We start from the raw sequence: 17,143 nt of genomic DNA, 5'->3' as shown, positions 1-17,143 counted from the left end.
CCCCGGGGCTGCAAGGGTGTCGGGGGTCGGGCCTACACTGGCACGCATGTCCGTATTCCTCGGCAGTCCCCGGGTGCTTCCCACCCGCGGGGTGCCCACGCGGGGACCGCTGACGGACCGTTTCGGACGCACCGCCACGGACCTGCGGATCTCCATCACCGACAAGTGCAACCTGCGGTGCACCTACTGCATGCCCGCGGAGGGCATGCAGTGGCTGCCGCGCGAGTCGCTGCTCACCGTGGCCGAGGTCGTGCGCCTGGCCCGGATCGCGGTGGCGGACTTCGGCGTCCGCGAGATCCGGCTCACGGGTGGCGAACCGCTCATCCGCCCGGACCTGGAGGAGCTCGTGGCGGCGCTGGGCACGGAGCTGCCCGGGGTGCCCGTCTCCATGACGAGCAACGGGATCGGCCTGGCCGCCCGCGCCCAGGGTCTGCGGGACGCGGGGATGACCCGGGTGAACATCTCCCTGGACACCCTGTGCGCGGACACCTACGCGCGCCTGGCCCGCCGGGGGCGCCTCACGGAGGCACTGGAGGGCGTGGCGGCCGTGCAGCACGTGGGGATGAGCCCCGTGAAGCTCAACGCCGTGCTGATGCGCGGTGTCAACGACCACGAGGCGCCGGAGCTGCTGCACTGGGCCTTGGAGAACGGCTGCGACCTGCGCTTCATCGAGCAGATGCCCCTGGACGCGGACCACGGCTGGACCCGCGAGAACATGGTCACCGCCGCCGAGATCCGCGAGTCCCTGGCCGCGGACTTCGACCTCGCACCGGACCGGGTTCCCCGCGCCGGGGCCCCCGCGGAGAAGCACCTGGTGCGCCGCCGGGGCGAGCAGACGGTGCTCGGCACCGTGGGCATCATCGCCTCGGTCACCGAACCCTTCTGCGAGGACTGCACACGCACGCGCATCACGGCCGAGGGACACGTCCGCTCGTGCCTGTTCTCCCACCACGAGACCGACCTGCTGCACCTGCTGCGCGCGGGCGCCACCGATGCGGACGTGGCCCAGCGGTGGCGCGAGGCCATGTGGGTCAAGCCCAGGGCCCACGGCATGGACCACACGGGGCTGGACTCCGGGGACTACGTCCAGCCGGACCGCAGCATGAGTGCGATCGGGGGCTGATCGGGTGCTCGTGAGGTACTTCGCCGCGGCAGCGGCCGCCGCCGGAACGGACGAGGAGCACGTGAGCACCTCCACCGTGCTGAACCGCACGGACCTGGAGCAGCTGCTGGTCACGCTGCACCCCGTGGCCCCGGAGGGGGAGCGCACCCTGGCCCAGGTGCTCCCCCGGTGCTCGCTGCTGGTGGACGGGATCACCGCCCGGGATCCCGCCACACCCCTGGCACCCGGCGCCACGGTGGACGTCCTCCCGCCCTTCGCAGGCGGCTGAGAAGTGCCCTCCGACCGGTCGTGGCCCGAGCTGCAGCCCCCCGAGTGCGTGGCGGCGGAGCAGTCGTCCCGTGAACCGAGCCCCCGCTGGTCCCGCGCGCTCACGGCACTGCACCACGCCGACCGTCGGGCCGCGCGCGCCCTCGCCCACACGGCAGGCGCGGCCCTGGCACGGACCAGGGCCGAGGCCGCCTGCGAGTCCGTTCCCCTGGCGGAGGCCCCGGGGCGGGTGCTCGCGCGGGACGCCCACGCGGCCTGTCCCGTACCGCACTACGCCTCGAGCGCCATGGACGGCTGGGCGGTGCGCGGGCCCGGCCCGTGGCGGCCGCTGTCCCCGCGGCACGACGACGCCCTCCCCAGCACCGCCTCGGACGTTGCTCTGGAGCCTGGAACGGCGGTCCCCGTGGTCACCGGCGGGGTGGTCCCCGCGGGCGCCACCACCGTGGTCCGGGACGAGTACTCGCGCGTGGACGGAGTCACCCTCGACCTGGCGCCCGGCGCGCCGCAGACCGAGCTCGCGGGCCGTCACCTCCGCCCCGCCGGGACCGAGTGCGCCACCGGGGACCTGCTCCTGGCAGAGGGGGACACCGTGTCCCCCGTGGACGCGGCCCTCGCCGCGGTGGCGGGCCTCGACTCGCTGCAGGTCCGCACCCCGCCGCGGGTGGCCGTCCTCCTCACCGGTTCGGAAGTCCTCAGCGCAGGAGTACCCGGGCCGGGACGCGTCCGGGACGCCTTCAGCATGTCCCTCCCCCACATCGCGACCGCCTACGGGGCGCGGGTGGGCACCGTGCAGCGGGTTCCCGACGACCCGGAGCAGCTCGCCGCGGCCTTCGACGCCGCGTGCGCCGACCACGACCTCGTGCTCACCACGGGCGGGACATCCCGCTCCGCAGCGGACCACGTGCGTCCGCTCGTCCACGCCCGCACCCGTGTTCTCGTGGACCAGCTCGGGCTCCAGCCCGGCCACCCGGCGCTGCTGGGAGCCGGGGAGCGAGCGGCCGTGCTGGCGCTGCCCGGGAATCCGCTGGGCGCCGTCGTGGTGCTGCTGCTGCTCGGAGGCGGATTCCTGGCCGGGTTCCTGGGCCGGGAACCCCAGCCGTTCACCCCCGCCGTGACCGGGGTGGACGTGCCGGGCGGGCGCAGCGACCGCCTGGTCCCCGCACGACGCCGCGAGGGCGCCTGGGTGCCGTGCCGCTCCGTGGGCTCGAACATGCTGAGCGGGCTCGCCGCGGCGGACGGTCTGCTGGCCGTGCCGCGGGGCGGACTGGCGGCAGGCGGGGCCGCGGAGATCCTGGCTCTTCCCTGGTGAGACCCGCTGCCTCCACGGGTTCCGACTGACCGCCTGGGCAGGAGGCGGGCCGCTTACGACCCGGGCCGCTCCGGCCCCAACCCGCCCTGGGCCCAACGGATCGTGGGGCCGAGCCGCCCCGGGCGCTGCACCACCGCTCCGGCCCCAGGGGGTCTCCCCCGCGCGGGCCCGTGACGGTGGGCGACGTGCTCGCCCGCCGCCGGGTCTCAGACGATGCTGAAGTCCTGCTCCCAGATGGCGGACTGTCCGGCGTCCCGGAATCCCAGCTGGGCGTTGACCCAGTTCATGCGGTCGTTGCCGCTGTGGGTCCACGAGTAGACCGTGGCAACCTCGGGGGCCACGGCCCTCAGCTGCTCCAGGTTGGCGAGCTTTAGACGCATCCCCAGCCGGTGGCCGCGGTGCTCGCGCACCACGAGGGTCTCGTCCTGCAGGGCCAGGGCGGGGCGGTGCTGGGCCAGGATGAGCTCGGTCATCCCCACCAGTTCCCCCGTGCGGAGATCCTGCACCACGGCCATCAGGGAGCGGTCGCCGTCCTCCTGGCGCAGCTGCTCGGTGCGCCGCACCCGGGCTCCGTCCCACGGATCCGGGTCCACCACGGCCGGCCGCACGAAGGAGTCGGTGGGGATCTTGGAGTGCAGCTGCGCGAGCGGTCCGAGCAGCTCCTCGGGTGCCTCCCCCGTCCAGGTGTGCATGCGGTAGTGCTCGGCGAAGGGCGCCGAGGCGAGCGAGTCCTGGATCCGCCGTGCCCGCTGGTCCTCCAGCGGCACGGGCAGCAGCGCAAAGCTGCTCACCGTGTTCAGGGCGTAGCCGGCGTGCTGCGCGAAGCGGGTCTGGCGGTGGCTCGCGGGCAGCCTGCCGGAGCCGTCCGCCGCGTCGAGCCACTCCACGGGCGCGGGTGTCTCCGTAGGTTCCTCCGCACCGGTGTCGCCGCTGCCCTCGGCGCTGCCGTCCCCGGGCCCGGAGGGGTCCCGCGCCTCCGAGGCGGGGTGCTCGGTCACGAGCCTGATGAAGCGGCGGGACTCGCCGTGGGCGAGCTGCTCGGCGGCGCCCAGCAGTCCTCGGCCGATGCCCTCGGAGGTCTCGTCCGGGGCCACGTGGACCGTGATCTGCGCCACATCCGTGTCCGCGAGCAGCGGCATCCTCACCTCGGCCCGTCCCACGAGCCGCTCCTCCAGGAAGGCGCACAGGATGTTGACCCGCTCGTAGGGGTCCTTGAGGTCGCGGAAGATGTCGTCCGCCTCGTTGCTGAGCTGGTCCGTGCCCCACACGTGCCGGCGGGAGGACTTCACGAGGTCCGCGACCTCCCCGAGCCGGTGCCGCGCGTGCGCGTCGAACGCTTCGGGGATGCGCAGCAGCTCGATCCGAACCGGTGACGGCTGCGTCACAGTGCTCTCCTTCCGTGCCGTTCTCAGCCCGAACGGCGCCGCGGTGGGGAGCCCGTCGCAGGGCTCGCCCACCAGTACATCATGAATGCATGACGGCGTTCCGGTTCCGGACATGGGAAGAGGGCCCGGCCGGTGTCGGCACGGACCCTCTCCCCGCTCCGGAGCCGGGAGACCCGCAGGTCACCCGCGCAACGGCATCACGCCTGGGTGTTCACCTCGGTGGCGTTCGGGTCCACGGGGATGCCCGGGCCGAACGTGGTGGCCACGGTGGCCTTGGTGATGTAACGGCCCTTGGAGGCGGAGGGCTTCAGACGGAGCACCTCTTCCAGCGCCGCACCGTAGTTCTCGGCGAGCTTCTGGGCGTCGAAGGACGCCTTGCCGATGATGAAGTGCAGGTTGGAGTGCTTGTCCACGCGGAAGTCGATCTTGCCGCCCTTGATGTCGTTCACGGCCTTGGTGACGTCCATGGTCACGGTGCCGGTCTTCGGGTTCGGCATGAGGTTGCGGGGACCCAGGATCTTGCCCAGGCGTCCCACCTTGCCCATCATGTCCGGGGTGGCCACGGCGGCGTCGAAGTCGGTCCAACCGCCCTGGATCTTGGCGATCAGGTCGTCGGAGCCCACGAAGTCGGCGCCGGCGGCCTCGGCCGCGGCGGCCTTGTCACCCACGGCGAAGACGACCACGCGGGCGGTCTTGCCGGTGCCGTTGGGGAGGTTGACGGTGCCGCGCACCATCTGGTCCGCCTTGCGGGGGTCCACGCCGAGGCGCATGGAGACCTCGACGGTGGGGTCGGACTTGCTGCCTTCGGCCAGTTCCTTGGCCAGGGCGACCGCCTCGGCGGGAGCGTAGTACTTGCCCGCCTCGATCTTCTCGGCAGCTGCCCGGTATGCCTTGCTGCGCTGTGCCATCTGCTTCTTCTCCTTGTGCAGTTGTGGTCTGCGGACCGCGCTCGGCCCTGCCACGATGAAGTGTGTTGCTGGTGAGCCTGGAGGACTCAGTTGACCTCGATGCCCATGGAGCGGGCGGTGCCGGCGATGATCTTCGCGGCGGCGTCGATGTCGTTGGCGTTGAGGTCTTCCTTCTTGGTCTCGGCGATCTCACGGACCTGGTCCATGGTGATCTTCCCCACCTTGTTGGTGTGGGGGACGCCCGAGCCCTTGGGCACGCCCGCGGCCTTCTTGATCAGCTGCGCGGCGGGAGGGGTCTTGGTGACGAACGAGAACGAGCGGTCCTCGTACACGGTGATCTCCACCGGGACGATGTTGCCGCGCTGGGATTCCGTGGCCGCGTTGTAGGCCTTGCAGAACTCCATGATGTTGACGCCGTGCTGACCCAGCGCCGGACCCACGGGAGGAGCCGGGTTGGCGGCGCCTGCCTGGATCTGCAGCTTGATCAGGCCTGCGACCTTCTTCTTCTTGGGAGCCATGTGATGGTCCTCTTTCTGGCTGTGCGTACCGCCGCACAGGAGCGTACGACGGCGGGTGGTCGCCGTGGCGCGGCGACCGGACGGAAACGCCCCGGACCAAAGCGCATCCGGGGGCTTTCCGAAACTTGTGCGGGACTAGATCTTCGTGACCTGGTCGAACCCGAGGGTCACGGGGGTCTCGCGCTCGAAGATGGAGACCAGCACCACGAGCTGCTGGGATTCCACCTTGATCTCCGAGATGGTGGCGGGGAGCGTCTCGAACGGACCCTCCTTCACGATCACGGACTCGCCCACCTCGAAGTCCACGGTGACCTGCTGGGCCGCGCCGCCCTGCGCGGGGGCACCCGAACCGGCGGTCTCGCCCAGGCCCTTGGCCTTCTCGGGGGTCTCGAACGTGGGGGCCAGCATGTCGAAGACCTCGTCCAGCCGCAGCGGGGCGGGGTTGTAGGCGTCCTGGCCCACGAACCCGGTGACACCCGGCGTGTGGCGCACCGCACCCCAGGAGGCGTCCGTGAGGTTCATGCGCACCAGCACGTAGCCGGGAATGCGCACGCGGCGCACCGTCTTGCGCTGGGAGTTCTTGATCTCCACGACCTCTTCCATGGGCACCTCGATCTGGAAGATGTCCTCTTCCATGTTGAGGGACTGGATACGGGTCTCGAGGTTGGTCTTCACGCGGTTCTCGTAGCCCGCGTAGGTGTGGATGACGAACCAGTCGCCCTCCTGGCGCCGCAGCTTGGCCTTGAACTCGGCCACAGGGTCGACGTCCTCCTCGGCCGCGTCCTCGGAGACCTGGACCTCCACGAGCGGGACGGGGACGGCGTCGCCGTTGCCGGCCGCGGCCTCGATGTCCGCGTCCTGCACGGACTGCTCGTCCGTGACCTCCTGCGGCGCGTCCGAGACCTCGACGGCCCCGACAGTGTCAGCCACGCCCTCCGCCGACTCCTCGCGCGCGGCGTCACCCTGGGGGGCGTCGGCCGGCGCGGACTGGGTGTCGTCGTTCTCGAGCTCGTGATCGGTCACTGGGTTTCCTGCTTTCTGTGGGCGCCTGGACGGACGTGCGGGTGCTTACTGGGGCTGGTCGCCGTTGCCGAACAGCCAGATGGCCAGCTGCCCGAACCCCAGGTCCAGCAAGGAGATCAGGACCATCATGAACGCCACGAACACCACGACGACCAGGACGTAGTTCACGAGTTCCCGGCGGGACGGAGCAACGACTTTCTTGAGCTCTCCCACGACCTGACGGATGAACAGCCAGATGCGCCCGAAGATCCCGCGCCTGCGGTCCGAGTCAGCGGGTCGACCCGGGGTCTGTCCTGTGACGGTGTGCGACATCGGCTCTCCCCTGCGTGAAGCAACGTCTCGGCGGTGGTGTGCGTGCCGTGGTGGGTCGTGAAGCAGGGCAGACAGGACTCGAACCTGCAACCTGCGGTTTTGGAGACCGCTGCGCTACCAATTGCGCCACTGCCCTTCAGTCCCGTCTCGCGGGAGACCCGCGACGTGAACACGGTGCCCGAGCCTATCAGCGGCTCGATCCGGCGCATCGCCTCTCGCGGCATGGCGAGAGAGAAACCGGTGGCGGCACCAGCATGTCATGGTACGCGGCGGCATGGCTGCGCGCAAAGCCGGCCCCGTGCACGCCCCGCCCGTGCCACCTAAGCTGGAAGCTCCACGTCCGGCTGTCCCAGCACGGGCACCCGTCAGCCAGCCCAGGAGAGATGATCACATGTCACCAGCGCAGCAGCGCATCTCGCACCGGATCGGGGCCATCGCGGAGTCCGCGACCCTCGCGGTGGATGCCAAGGCCAAGGCCCTCAAGGCCGAGGGCCGCCCCGTGATCGGGTTCGGGGCGGGCGAGCCGGACTTCGCCACCCCGGAGCACATCGTGGCCGCGGCGGCCGAGGCTCTCCAGGACCCCGCGAACTTCCGCTACTCCCCCGCCGCCGGCCGCCCCGCACTGCGCGAGGCGATCGCGCGCGCCACCGGGCGTGACAGCGGCTGGGACGTGGACAGCTCCCAGGTGCTGGTGACCAACGGCGGCAAACAGGCCGTGTACCAGGCCTTCCAGACGGTCGTGGACGACGGCGACGACGTCCTGCTCCCCGCTCCCTACTGGACCACCTACCCCGAGGCCATCCGGCTCGCGGGGGGCAACCCCGTGGAGGTGTTCGCTGGGGCGGAGAACGAGTACAAGGTCACCCCGGAGCAGCTCGAGGCGGCGTTCACGCCCGCCACCAAGGCCCTGCTCTTCTGCTCGCCCTCCAACCCCACCGGTTCGGTCTACAGCGCCGAGGAGACCCGTGCGATCGGCGAGTGGGCCGCGGCCAAGGGCATCTTCGTGATCAGCGACGAGATCTACCAGCACCTCACCTACGACGACGTGGAGTTCGTGTCCATGGCCCAGGCGGTGCCGGCCCTGCACGAGAACCTGATCCTGCTCAACGGCGTGGCCAAGACCTACGCGATGACCGGCTGGCGCGTGGGCTGGATGGTCGGGCCGAAGGACGTGGTCAAGGCCGCCACCAACCTCCAGTCCCACCTGAGTTCCAACGTGAACAACGTGGCGCAGGCCGCGGCGCTGGCCGCCCTGGAGGGCCCCATGGACAGGGTGCGCGAGATGCGCGAGGCGTTCGACCGGCGTCGTCGGGCCATCGTGGCGGGGCTCAACGAGATCGACGGCGTGCACTGCCCCGTGCCCACGGGCGCGTTCTACGCGTACCCGGACGTCACCGGTCTGGTGGGCCGCGAGTTCGACGGCGTGACGCCGCAGACCTCCGCCGAGCTCGCGGAGCTGATCCTCGAGAAGGCCGAGGTGGCGGTGGTCCCCGGAGAGGCGTTCGGCCCGTCCGGGTACCTGCGGCTGTCCTACGCGCTCGGCGACGACGACCTCGCCGAGGGTCTCTCCCGCCTGCAGGCGTTCCTGGGACGGGGGAACTGAGATGAGCGAGCTCCTCGAGACCGCGCGCGCCCGCGTGCCCTCCCCCGTGGCCGTTCCCAGCGCCGCACTGGTGGGAGCGGGTCTGGTCGGCGGCTACGGCGTGGCCCGGGCCACCGGGGTCCGCTCCCTCGGCGGCGTGGTGCTCGCCGTGTGCGGTGCCGCGGCGGGCCGCACGTGGCTCGCCTCCGGCGGTCCCGCGACCGCCACGAACCTCGGCATCCTCTACGGGGCGAGCTTCGGGCTCTCCCACCCGCTCGCCAAGAAGCTCGGCGCGTGGCCCTCCGTGCTCACGGTGGCCGCGGTCAACGCCGCCGCCTCGTGGGCCGCGGTGGACCGCTTCAACTTCCGGCCCGACGACGCCTGAGCCCGTTCCCGGCACCCCGCGCCTCGCGCGCCACCCGGCACTGCGCTGACGTGCACCACGGCCGTGGGCCCCACCGGACGGTGGGGCCCACGGCCGTTCTCACTGCGTGCCGGGCTGCGGGGACGGGCCGGTGCAGGGCGGCAGGAACGGCCCCCGGGCCAGGCTCCGGCACCGGGCCCGCCGCCCACCCTGGGTGCGCGGTCCGCGGAGCACGGGGGACGGCCGTGTCTGCGCCTGCGACGCTGCCGTCTCAGCGCGTGTGCCGCTGCCGTGTCAGGGCCTGCGGCGCTCCCGCGCGGTCACTCCTGCGGGGTGACCCGGGACGCGGTGCCGTCCGAGCGGCCTCGTGCCCGGAGCCCCAGCAGCAGGTCCACCGCCAGGAAGCCCAGCAGCGGGACGAACAGCCCCACGGCAACCGTTCCCAGCCCCAGGACGAGCCACCCCCACACCGGGGTGGCGCGCAGGGCGCCACGCGGTGGCAGCGGTCCGAACTGCACGCCCTCGGCCCGGGTGGGGCGGCGGCGCCACCACATGGTGTACCCGCTCACCGCCAGCACCACGATGGCCGCGGCGAGCGCGAGCAGCACGAGCTGGTTGGGCAGCCCGAACAGCAGCCCCATGTGTGCGGCGATGGCCCACTGGGTGAGCTTCGCGGGAAGGCCCCATTCGGCGAAGCGCACGTGGTCGGTGACCTGCAGCCGGTGCGGGTCCACCGCCACGCTGTCCACCTGGGTGGGCCAGGAGCGCTCGTTCTCGGAGACCGTCCACGCCGTCCCGTCCGTGGCGGGCGGCTTGATCTCCACGATCCGCGAGTCCAGCCCCGCCTCCCGCGCGGTGGCCAGCACCGCGTCGAAGGAGCCCGGGGACCCGGCGGCGTCGTGGCCGTGGTGGCCCGAGTGGTCCTGGTGACCGTCGTGACCCTGATGGCCGGAGTGGCCGTGGTGCTCGGCGTGCTCGTCCCCGGCTGCGCCGCCGGAGCCCCCGCCGAGGCCCGTGGAGACCTTCGGCGTGGTCCAGTTCAGCGCGGTGCGAAGCTGGGACACGTTCTCCCCCGCGTACGCGGACCACGTGAGGCCCGAGGCGGCGAGGAACAGGAAGCCCACGGCGAGCCACACGCCGGTGGCCGTGTGCCACGAACGGGTGCGCCGGTAGGCGTTCGCCTCCCCCGGCCGGGGCACCAGGCTGACGCGGGCCCGCCGCCCCGCGGTCACGCGGCGCCGGTGGAGCACCACGAGCACCACGCCGCTCAGGGCGAGGACCCACAGCCAGGAGGCCGCGAGCTCGCTGTAGAGCCGCCCCGGTTCGCCGAGCAGCAGGTCCCGGTGCAGCCGGTCGATGGTGGTGCGCAGCGGCAGGGCGCCACTCGTGCCGTACACGGTCATCTCACCCGTGACGCGCCCCGTGCCGGGGTCCACGAAGACCGCGCGGGACTCGCCGCGCTCGAGGGCGGGGTCCGCGAACATGACGCGCGTGGTCCCGCCGTCGGACGCGGGGCGGACGTTCACGGGCGGCTCGGTGGTGCCGACCGCCCGGCGTGCCACGCGGACCTGCTCGTCCACGCTCAGCGGCTGGGCGGCCGTGGTGCCGGTGAGGGCGTCCGCGTAGACCACCCGCTCCAGCTGCGGAGTGAACACGTACAGGGCCCCGGTGACCGCGGCGACCACCAGGAAGGGGCCCACGAAGAGCCCCGCGTAGAAGTGCAGCCGGCGCAGCAGCGGCAGCAGCCACGCGGACGAGGAGTGCGAACCCGTGCGGGCCCGCTCGGACGACGATGCATCCAGTGCTGTGGACATGGTGAAGTACCTCTCGATGAAAGACAGGCCGAGGCCACCCCGGGCGTGCCGGGGTGTTCGGTGGTGGACTGCTCAGATCGAGAGGAGAGGCGGGCCGCGCCGTGAGATGACGCGCACGGGCGACCACGTGCGCGGCGGCAGGAGGTAGGCCAGCGGGACGGGCCGCAGCCCGTGGCACGGCACGAGGACCGGTCGTAGCAGCCGCAGCGCCGTGAAGAGCACGCGCACGGCGGCGTCGAGGAAGCGCCACCAGCAGTTCTCCACGTGGCGCAGCAGCACGAAGGTCGCGGCGGCCGCCACGAGGTGGGCCCAGACCATGGGGCCGTGGCCCGCCGTGAGGAGGTCGGCCAGGCCTCCCGCGTGGCCCGCCGCGGCGTCGTGGGACCGTGCTGCGGCACCGGCCAGGTCACCGCCGCCGTGGCCGGGCGGGAACGGGGGCACCGTTGCAGCATGGTGCGCGTGGCGCAGCGCCGAGACCTCCGGGGCAGACGCGGCGACGGGCGAGGAGGCCGGGGGCGGCGAGTGGCCGCCGCCCGAGAAGATCAGGTGGAACGGCACCTGGCTCAGCAGCACGGCGCACCCGGTGCGCAGGGGGCCCATGCGCCGCCCGGCCAGCAGCACGCACACCAGGGCGGCCAGTGCGAACGCCACCGCGAGCAGCAGCACGCTGGGCGGGCGGGGGTCGACCGCGTAGTGGGAGGTGGCCGCGCAGAGGATGGAGACACCGGCGGCCGCCCAGCCGCGGCAGAACCGGGCGGGGCGGCTCACGGGCTCGCTGTGATCCATCGGGTGGCCTCGACTGGGTGGGGCAGGTGGTGCGGGTGGTGCGGGTGGTGCGGAGCGCGGCTCAGTCGTCCACGGCGTCCCGGCCGCGGCGCACGATCAGCGGGTCCGGCGGGTACACCACGGAGGTGTCCTTGTCGTCGTAGTCGAACTGGTTGAGGAAGAAGCGCATGGCGTTCAGGCGCGCCCGCTTCTTGTCGTTGGACTTGATGGTGATCCACGGTGCGTGGTCCGTGTCCGTACGACGGAAGGTCTCCTCCTTGGCGACCGTGTAGTCCTCCCAGCGGTCCAGCGAGGCCAGGTCCATGGGCGAGAGCTTCCAGCGGCGCACCGGGTCGATCTGGCGGATCGCGAAGCGCGTGCGCTGCTCGTGCTGCGTCACGGAGAACCAGAACTTGGTCAGGTGGATCCCGGCGTCCACGAGCATCTTCTCGAACACGGGGGCCTGGAGCATGAAGGACTCGTACTGCTCGTCCGTGCAGAAGCCCATCACCCGCTCCACGTTGCCGCGGTTGTACCAGGAACGGTCGAAGAGCACGATCTCCCCGTTGGTGGGCAGGTGCTGGATGTAGCGCTGGAAGTACCACTGCCCCTGCTCGCGGTCCGAGGGCTTGTTCAGGGCGACGACGCGCGCGGCACGCGGGTTCAGGTGCTCGGTGAAGCGCTTGATGGTGCCGCCCTTGCCCGCGGCGTCGCGGCCCTCGAAGACGATCACGTGCTTGAGGTCGTTGTCCTGGCCCCAGTACTGGAACTTCAGCAGCTCGATCTGCAGCTGGTACTTCTCCAGCTCGTAGTCCTCGCGGGACATGCGCTCGTCGTACGGGTAGCCCTCGCGCCAGGTCTCCACCGCGCTTCCCCCCGGGTCGATCAGGTCCGGGTCCGGAGACTGCCCGTCCCGCACCGTGTAGCCCTGGTCCACGAGCTTGTCGATGAACTCGCGCAGATTCTCACGGGCCGGTTCTTGCTGGGCGGTCATGGTGTCCTCCTGGTGGCCTGGCGCTGCGAACGCACCTGTTCACACGTCCTCCCCGATCCTAGTTGCCGCACCCGGTCGGTGTGGCCGGAACCCGCCCGGCGCCGCCCGGGCAGTTCCGCGCGCTCCCGCCGACCCCTGGGACACACCCGTCACTAGGATGGAAGTGCCAGCTACCACGCGACCACAGAGGAGCACTGAAGCACATGCGAATCGGGCTTATGACCAGCGGCGGGGACTGCCCCGGACTCAACGCGGTGATCCGCGGCGCGGTGCTGCACGGCATCAAATCCTTCGGCCACGAGTTCGTGGGCTTCCGGGACGGCTGGCGCGGCGTCGTGGAGGGGGACGTCATGGAGCTGCCCCGCCAGAGCGTGCGCGGGCTCGCGCGCCAGGGCGGAACCATCCTGGGCACGTCCCGGACCAACCCGTTCGACGGCCCCCAGGGCGGGCCCGAGAACATCGCGAAGGTCCTGGAGCACCACGAGATCGACGCCGTGATCGCGATCGGCGGCGAGGGCACCCTGGCCGGGGCCAAGCGGCTCGCGGACGCCGGTCTCCCCGTGGTGGGCGTTCCCAAGACCATCGACAACGACCTGCAGGCCACGGACTACACGTTCGGCTTCGACACCGCGGTCTCGATCGCCACGGACGCCATGGACCGGCTGCGCACCACGGGCGAGTCCCACCACCGCTGCATGGTCGCGGAGGTCATGGGCCGGCACGTGGGCTGGATCGCGCTGCACTCCGGCATGGCGGCCGGTGCCCACGCCATCCTCATCCCCGAGTTCCGGGAGTCCATGGAACAGGTCTCCGAGTGGGTGCGCGAGGTCCACGACCGCGGCCGCTCTCCCCTGGTGGTCGTGGCCGAGGGCTTCATCCCGGACCATCGGGACGAGGCCATTGCGGGCAAGGGCGTGGAGGCCTCGGGCCGCCCGCGGCTGGGCGGCATCGGGGAGTACATCACCCAGGAGATCGAGCAGATCACGGGCATCGAGACCCGCAACACCATCCTGGGCCACATCCAGCGCGGTGGCGCCCCCACGGGTTTCGACCGGGTGCTCGCCACCCGGCTGGGCATCGCGGCCGTGGCCATGGCCCACGAGAAGCAGTGGGGCAAGATGTGCGCCCTGCGCGGCACCGACGTGGTGCGCGTGGACTTCTCCGCGGCGCTGGACGGCCTCAAGGCCGTTCCGCGCGAACGCTACGACGAGGCCAAGGAGCTCTTCGGCCGCTGAGTGCCGCGCCCCTCGGCACGACCGCGCGCGGACCGGTCCTCCTCGGAAGGACCGGTCCGCGCGTGCATTCCGGTGTCGACGCCGCCGCCCCGGCGGTGTGCCGCTGGCCGCGACGGGCGCTCAGCCCGAGCGGCCGCCCCGGGGGCCGCGCAAGAGGCCTTGCGCGCGCCCCACCACGGAACCTGCCTCCGGGGGGACCACAACGGACTGGGCCGCGGCCCACTGCTCCGGCACGGCCGGCTCCTCGATGCCGTCCCCGCCCTGCGGGGCGTCCCGCACGACGTCGCGCACGGTGAGGTCGGCGGCCGGGTCCACGGAGCGCTTGAGCACGGCCAGGGCCACGGGCCCGGCCTCGTGGTGCAGTTGAGCTGCGGTGATCCGACCCACGGTCCTGCCACCGAGCTCCACCGCCGCGCCCGCCTCGGGCAGGGTGTGCTGGGAGCCGTCCAGATCAAGGAACGTGAGTCGGCGCGGCGGGTGCCCGAGGTTGTGCACGCGTGCCACGGTCTCCTGGCCCTTGTAGCACCCCTTGGCCAGGTGCACCGCGGTGCGCATCCAGTCGAGTTCGTGCGGAATGGTCTTCTCGTCGGTCTCCACGCCCCAGCGGGGCCGCCAGGCCTCGATCCGCAGGGCTTCCGCGGCCCACGCGCCGGCCAGGACGAGGCCCTCGCTCTCCAGGGCTGCCACGGCGGTCTCCAGCTCGTGGAGCGGCACGAGGTGCTCGTACCACGGGCGGTCCGCGCCGGGATGTTCGTGTGTGGTGGCGTAGGCGTGTCCGCCGGCGGTCACCTCCGGCCAGGGATCGCGCCACACCAGGACCCGCCCGACACCGCCGTCCCCGGCGAGCGCGGCGTCCAGGGGCTCCGTGAGGTCTCGGGTGGCGGCGAGCGCGGCCCAGTGCGCGCTGACGTCCTCCACCTCGACCCGCAGGGCGAAGCGCATGGACTCGAGCCAGGCGGTGAGAGCAGGAGCTTCGGCGGCCTCGGTGAGCAGCCAGGTGGTGGTGCCGTCGTCCAGCACGTGCGGAGCGAACTCCACACGTCCCTGGACGCTCAGGAAGAGGGTCTCCGAGCTCTGACCGGGCTGCAACCCCGTCAGCACCTGGGAGGAGAGGGTGGTGAGCCAGCTCAGCCGGTCCGCACCGCTCACGGTCACGACGCCGCGCTGGGACTGGTCCACGACGGCACGGCCGCGCGCGAGGGCGCGCTGCTCGGGCACGGGGTCCCCGTAGTGGGCGGCCACGCCCGTGTCCTGCCCGCCCGCCGGGACGGCACCGTGACGCTGGAGCAGCACGGAGGAGTACGAGGGAGTGGGATCGGTCACGGCTGGGGGTCGGCCTTCTCCACCTTCGTGAGCTCGGCGGACGCGTGCGTGCTCAGCTCGCGGCCCTCCGCGGCCATGTCCCAGGCCCACATGAGGTGGTTGTTGACCAGGCCGTAGAGTCGGGTTCCGGACTGGTACTCCTTGGCCCCCCGGGCGCGGATCACGGCGTCCGTGCGCAGATCCACGCGCGGGCCCTTGATCTCCCCGAGGTACAGCTCAGCAACACCACCGGGCTGGGCAATGGTCACGGAGATGTCGAAGCCGCCGTTCGCGTTGCGCAGCTGCTCCACGTCCTCGGCGGACTTGAGCACGGGAAGGGGGTCCGGGGGCAGCATGCCGGGACCCGCGTCCCCGTCCTCACGCGGCCGGGCGAGCTCCCAGAAACCCTGCTCGTACGTGGCCTCGCGCTGCGGCTCGCCCTCTTCGTCGAGGAGCGTGGTCTGCGCGCGGTAGATCACGAACGGGAGGCCGGTCTGCTCGAACGTGACGCGCTGCCGGAAGGCACGCTGCTCGGCGTCGCCGTACCCCATGAAGCCGTTGCCCTCCCACGTGCCCAGGAGCCAGGCGAAGGGGACGAGTTCGGGGGTGAGGTCGGTGGGGATCTCGATGGGCACGAGCTACATCTGCCCCTTGAACAGGCTGAACACGACCTTCAGGGCGATCAGACCGATGGCGACGGTGGAGAGTCCCAGCAGGGTCAGGTAGAAGATTTCGAGTGCAAGCATGGTGTCACGCTACCACGGCGGCCAGCACCTGACTGGCGAAAACCGCGACCATTCCGAGCAGCGCCACGGGCGTCACACCGAGCGTGATCATGCCCCGGCGCGGCAGCCTCTCGGGAGCCGCGGAGATCACGCGTGCACCCGCGACGGCGAGGATCACGGCGAGGGGTGCGCCCACTCCGGCCACGGTCAGCCAGCCGCTCAGCCCCTGCTCGTGGGCCACGGTGGAGAACGCGATCCACCCCGAGGACGCCACGGCCGCGAGCACCCCGGTGACCGAGGCCAGCACGGACTCGAGCCGGTGCTCGGCGCCCTCCCCGCGCACGAGCTCCGCCACGCACGCGGCCATGAACGCCACCCCGATGATCGCGGGCAGCCACACGAGCCGCTGGGAGGGCACGAGCTGCACCAGCAGGCACGCGAGCGTGCCGGCCACGGCGATCAGTGCGTTGTGGCGGCGCCGGGCGTGGATGCCGGCGGCTGCGGGCCATCCCACCCCGATGGTCACGGCCATGGCGACGGAGACCACCAGCGGGGCCCAGGAGCCGACGACGCCCGCGGCGAGCGCGAGCACCAGCGCCACGACGGTGGCCAGGACGATGCGCGCGTACTTCATGGCGGGTTCCTTCGGGTGCAGCGGTGGAGGAGACGTGATCCGTCCCCGGTGCCAGGGTAGCCGCCCAACCCGCCGGGCCGGGCGAGGGCGGGCCACGGACCCGCCCCGCCTATACTGGCCCGGTCATCGGCCGTGCCCGTGCGGCACCGGCCCCTCGCGTCCGAGCGGATCCCACCGTGACCCACATCGCCCTGCTCAGCCCTGGTGCACGCTCCGCGGGGGCGGTGCTGCCTGCACTGGAGCTGCTGCACCACACCGTGGTGGGGCACGCGTGGGACCGGGTCCCGGCGCTGACCGGACCGGGGCGCCCGGACCTCGTGGTCCTGGACGGCACGGGAGACCTCGTGGGGGCGCGCAACACGGCCCAGTCCCTCTCCGCGGCGCAGCGGCCCCTCCCGGTCCTGCTCGTGGTGACCGAGGGCGGCATGGCGGCAGTGGCGGCGTCGTGGTGCGTGAGCGACGTCGTCCTGGAGACCGCCGGACCCGCCGAGGTGGAGGCGCGGGTGCGGCTCGCGAGCGCCCCCGCCGGCCCGGGCGCCCCCGAGCCGGAGGAGAACGTGCTGCGCGCGGGCTCCGTGAGCATCGACGAGGACTCCTACACCGTGAAGCTCGCGGGGCGGCCGCTCAACCTCACCTTCAAGGAGTTCGAGCTGCTGAAGTTCCTGGTGCAGCACGTGGGCCGCGTGTTCACGCGCCACCAGCTGCTGTCCGAGGTGTGGGGCTACGACTACTACGGCGGCACGCGCACTGTGGACGTGCACATCCGCCGGCTGCGGGCCAAACTCGGCTCGGACCACGAGCACCTCATCACGACTGTGCGTAACGTGGGGTACAGCTTCACCGCGGGCAGGGAGCCAGCAGCCTGACCGTCGGCCGTTCCAGC

General features: G+C 72.1%; 18 protein-coding genes and 1 tRNA gene. 7 read left to right on the top strand and 12 right to left on the bottom strand.

The genetic code is table 11. The features are described from left to right. The first annotated feature begins 46 nt into the window (after nt 1–46). From moaA to EAE32_RS04135, 3 genes are read left to right on the top strand one after another with little or no spacing between them, the layout of a single operon-like run. A complete protein-coding gene (gene moaA, locus EAE32_RS04145) occupies nt 47–1,123 on the top strand; it encodes a GTP 3',8-cyclase MoaA (protein ID WP_121864266.1) in 1,077 nt (358 codons plus the stop codon). A 10-nt stretch (nt 1,124–1,133) separates the two neighbouring features. After that, on the top strand, nt 1,134–1,391 hold the full coding sequence (locus EAE32_RS04140) for a MoaD/ThiS family protein (protein ID WP_439108830.1): 258 nt from the start codon (nt 1,134–1,136) through the stop codon (nt 1,389–1,391). 3 nt (nt 1,392–1,394) lie between these two features. Then, nucleotides 1,395–2,699: a molybdopterin-binding protein gene (locus tag EAE32_RS04135; protein ID WP_243635568.1), complete on the top strand. Its 1,305-nt coding sequence runs from the start codon at nt 1,395–1,397 to the stop codon at nt 2,697–2,699. A 206-nt stretch (nt 2,700–2,905) separates the two neighbouring features. Here the strand turns inward: EAE32_RS04135 and EAE32_RS04130 are convergent, their stop codons facing one another. The 6 genes from EAE32_RS04130 to EAE32_RS04105 all read right to left on the bottom strand — a co-directional run bounded on the left by EAE32_RS04130 (nt 2,906) and on the right by EAE32_RS04105 (nt 6,981). Continuing rightward, complete coding sequence (locus tag EAE32_RS04130) at nt 2,906–4,084, bottom strand: GNAT family N-acetyltransferase (RefSeq protein ID WP_121845636.1); 1,179 nt, start codon at nt 4,082–4,084, stop codon at nt 2,906–2,908. Nucleotides 4,085–4,281: 197 nt separating this feature from the next. Next, nucleotides 4,282–4,992 carry a 50S ribosomal protein L1 gene (gene rplA / locus EAE32_RS04125; protein WP_121845637.1) on the bottom strand — a complete coding sequence of 237 codons (711 nt, stop codon included), beginning with the start codon at nt 4,990–4,992 and terminating at the stop codon, nt 4,282–4,284. A gap of 86 nt (nt 4,993–5,078) precedes the next feature. Continuing rightward, nucleotides 5,079–5,510, bottom strand: a complete 432-nt coding sequence (gene rplK, locus EAE32_RS04120) for a 50S ribosomal protein L11 (RefSeq protein WP_068468054.1) — start codon at nt 5,508–5,510, stop codon at nt 5,079–5,081. 135 nt (nt 5,511–5,645) lie between these two features. Further along, nucleotides 5,646–6,533 carry a transcription termination/antitermination protein NusG gene (gene nusG / locus EAE32_RS04115; RefSeq protein WP_121845638.1) on the bottom strand — a complete coding sequence of 296 codons (888 nt, stop codon included), beginning with the start codon at nt 6,531–6,533 and terminating at the stop codon, nt 5,646–5,648. Nucleotides 6,534–6,578: 45 nt separating this feature from the next. After that, nucleotides 6,579–6,845, bottom strand: a complete 267-nt coding sequence (gene secE, locus EAE32_RS04110) for a preprotein translocase subunit SecE (RefSeq protein WP_121845639.1) — start codon at nt 6,843–6,845, stop codon at nt 6,579–6,581. A gap of 63 nt (nt 6,846–6,908) precedes the next feature. Then, nucleotides 6,909–6,981, bottom strand: a tRNA-Trp gene (locus EAE32_RS04105). A gap of 255 nt (nt 6,982–7,236) precedes the next feature. On the opposite strand from EAE32_RS04105, the gene EAE32_RS04100 reads away from it, so the two are divergent. Continuing rightward, on the top strand, nt 7,237–8,448 hold the full coding sequence (locus tag EAE32_RS04100; protein ID WP_121864265.1) for a pyridoxal phosphate-dependent aminotransferase: 1,212 nt from the start codon (nt 7,237–7,239) through the stop codon (nt 8,446–8,448). A gap of 1 nt (nt 8,449) precedes the next feature. Further along, entirely contained in the window at nt 8,450–8,812 is a 363-nt protein-coding gene (locus tag EAE32_RS04095; protein ID WP_121864264.1) for a hypothetical protein, read from the top strand. A 299-nt stretch (nt 8,813–9,111) separates the two neighbouring features. Here the strand turns inward: EAE32_RS04095 and EAE32_RS04090 are convergent, their stop codons facing one another. The 3 genes from EAE32_RS04090 to ppk2 all read right to left on the bottom strand — a co-directional run bounded on the left by EAE32_RS04090 (nt 9,112) and on the right by ppk2 (nt 12,364). After that, nucleotides 9,112–10,605, bottom strand: coding sequence for a PepSY-associated TM helix domain-containing protein (locus tag EAE32_RS04090; protein WP_121864263.1), 1,494 nt, complete (start codon nt 10,603–10,605; stop codon nt 9,112–9,114). A gap of 72 nt (nt 10,606–10,677) precedes the next feature. Next, a complete protein-coding gene (locus EAE32_RS04085; RefSeq protein WP_121864782.1) occupies nt 10,678–11,373 on the bottom strand; it encodes a hypothetical protein in 696 nt (231 codons plus the stop codon). Between the two features lie 79 nt (nt 11,374–11,452). Further along, a complete protein-coding gene (gene ppk2, locus EAE32_RS04080) occupies nt 11,453–12,364 on the bottom strand; it encodes a polyphosphate kinase 2 (protein WP_121845643.1) in 912 nt (303 codons plus the stop codon). Between the two features lie 203 nt (nt 12,365–12,567). Between ppk2 and EAE32_RS04075 the strand changes: the two genes are divergently transcribed. Further along, nucleotides 12,568–13,599, top strand: a complete 1,032-nt coding sequence (locus EAE32_RS04075) for a 6-phosphofructokinase (protein WP_121864262.1) — start codon at nt 12,568–12,570, stop codon at nt 13,597–13,599. Nucleotides 13,600–13,719: 120 nt separating this feature from the next. Here the strand turns inward: EAE32_RS04075 and ygfZ are convergent, their stop codons facing one another. From ygfZ to EAE32_RS04060, 3 genes are all read right to left on the bottom strand, one after another. Further along, entirely contained in the window at nt 13,720–14,922 is a 1,203-nt protein-coding gene (gene ygfZ / locus EAE32_RS04070) for a CAF17-like 4Fe-4S cluster assembly/insertion protein YgfZ (RefSeq protein WP_121864261.1), read from the bottom strand. Next, nucleotides 14,919–15,536, bottom strand: a complete 618-nt coding sequence (locus tag EAE32_RS04065; RefSeq protein ID WP_121845646.1) for a nitrobindin family protein — start codon at nt 15,534–15,536, stop codon at nt 14,919–14,921. The genes ygfZ and EAE32_RS04065 overlap by 4 nt, the downstream gene beginning before the upstream one ends. 115 nt (nt 15,537–15,651) lie before the next feature. Continuing rightward, entirely contained in the window at nt 15,652–16,260 is a 609-nt protein-coding gene (locus tag EAE32_RS04060; RefSeq protein ID WP_121864260.1) for a hypothetical protein, read from the bottom strand. A 176-nt stretch (nt 16,261–16,436) separates the two neighbouring features. Between EAE32_RS04060 and EAE32_RS04055 the strand changes: the two genes are divergently transcribed. Continuing rightward, nucleotides 16,437–17,126: a response regulator transcription factor gene (locus EAE32_RS04055; protein ID WP_121864259.1), complete on the top strand. Its 690-nt coding sequence runs from the start codon at nt 16,437–16,439 to the stop codon at nt 17,124–17,126. Nucleotides 17,127–17,143 lie beyond the last annotated feature (17 nt).

Source organism: Kocuria tytonicola (genome assembly GCF_003687175.1).
In the GTDB taxonomy this organism is placed as follows: domain Bacteria; phylum Actinomycetota; class Actinomycetes; order Actinomycetales; family Micrococcaceae; genus Kocuria; species Kocuria tytonicola.
Note: the sequence above shows the minus strand (reverse complement) of the source record. Positions and strands in the feature narration are given on the sequence as shown.

Coding starts and splice junctions, on each gene's coding strand:
- moaA (WP_121864266.1), top strand. CDS start 47: ATGTCCGTATTCCTCGGCAGTCCCCGGGTGCTTCCCACCCGCGGGGTG.
- EAE32_RS04075 (WP_121864262.1), top strand. CDS start 12,568: ATGCGAATCGGGCTTATGACCAGCGGCGGGGACTGCCCCGGACTCAAC.
- ppk2 (WP_121845643.1), bottom strand. CDS start 12,364: ATGACCGCCCAGCAAGAACCGGCCCGTGAGAATCTGCGCGAGTTCATC.
- secE (WP_121845639.1), bottom strand. CDS start 6,845: ATGTCGCACACCGTCACAGGACAGACCCCGGGTCGACCCGCTGACTCG.
- EAE32_RS04100 (WP_121864265.1), top strand. CDS start 7,237: ATGTCACCAGCGCAGCAGCGCATCTCGCACCGGATCGGGGCCATCGCG.
- EAE32_RS04060 (WP_121864260.1), bottom strand. CDS start 16,260: ATGAAGTACGCGCGCATCGTCCTGGCCACCGTCGTGGCGCTGGTGCTC.
- rplA (WP_121845637.1), bottom strand. CDS start 4,992: ATGGCACAGCGCAGCAAGGCATACCGGGCAGCTGCCGAGAAGATCGAG.
- EAE32_RS04095 (WP_121864264.1), top strand. CDS start 8,450: ATGAGCGAGCTCCTCGAGACCGCGCGCGCCCGCGTGCCCTCCCCCGTG.
- rplK (WP_068468054.1), bottom strand. CDS start 5,510: ATGGCTCCCAAGAAGAAGAAGGTCGCAGGCCTGATCAAGCTGCAGATC.
- EAE32_RS04090 (WP_121864263.1), bottom strand. CDS start 10,605: ATGTCCACAGCACTGGATGCATCGTCGTCCGAGCGGGCCCGCACGGGT.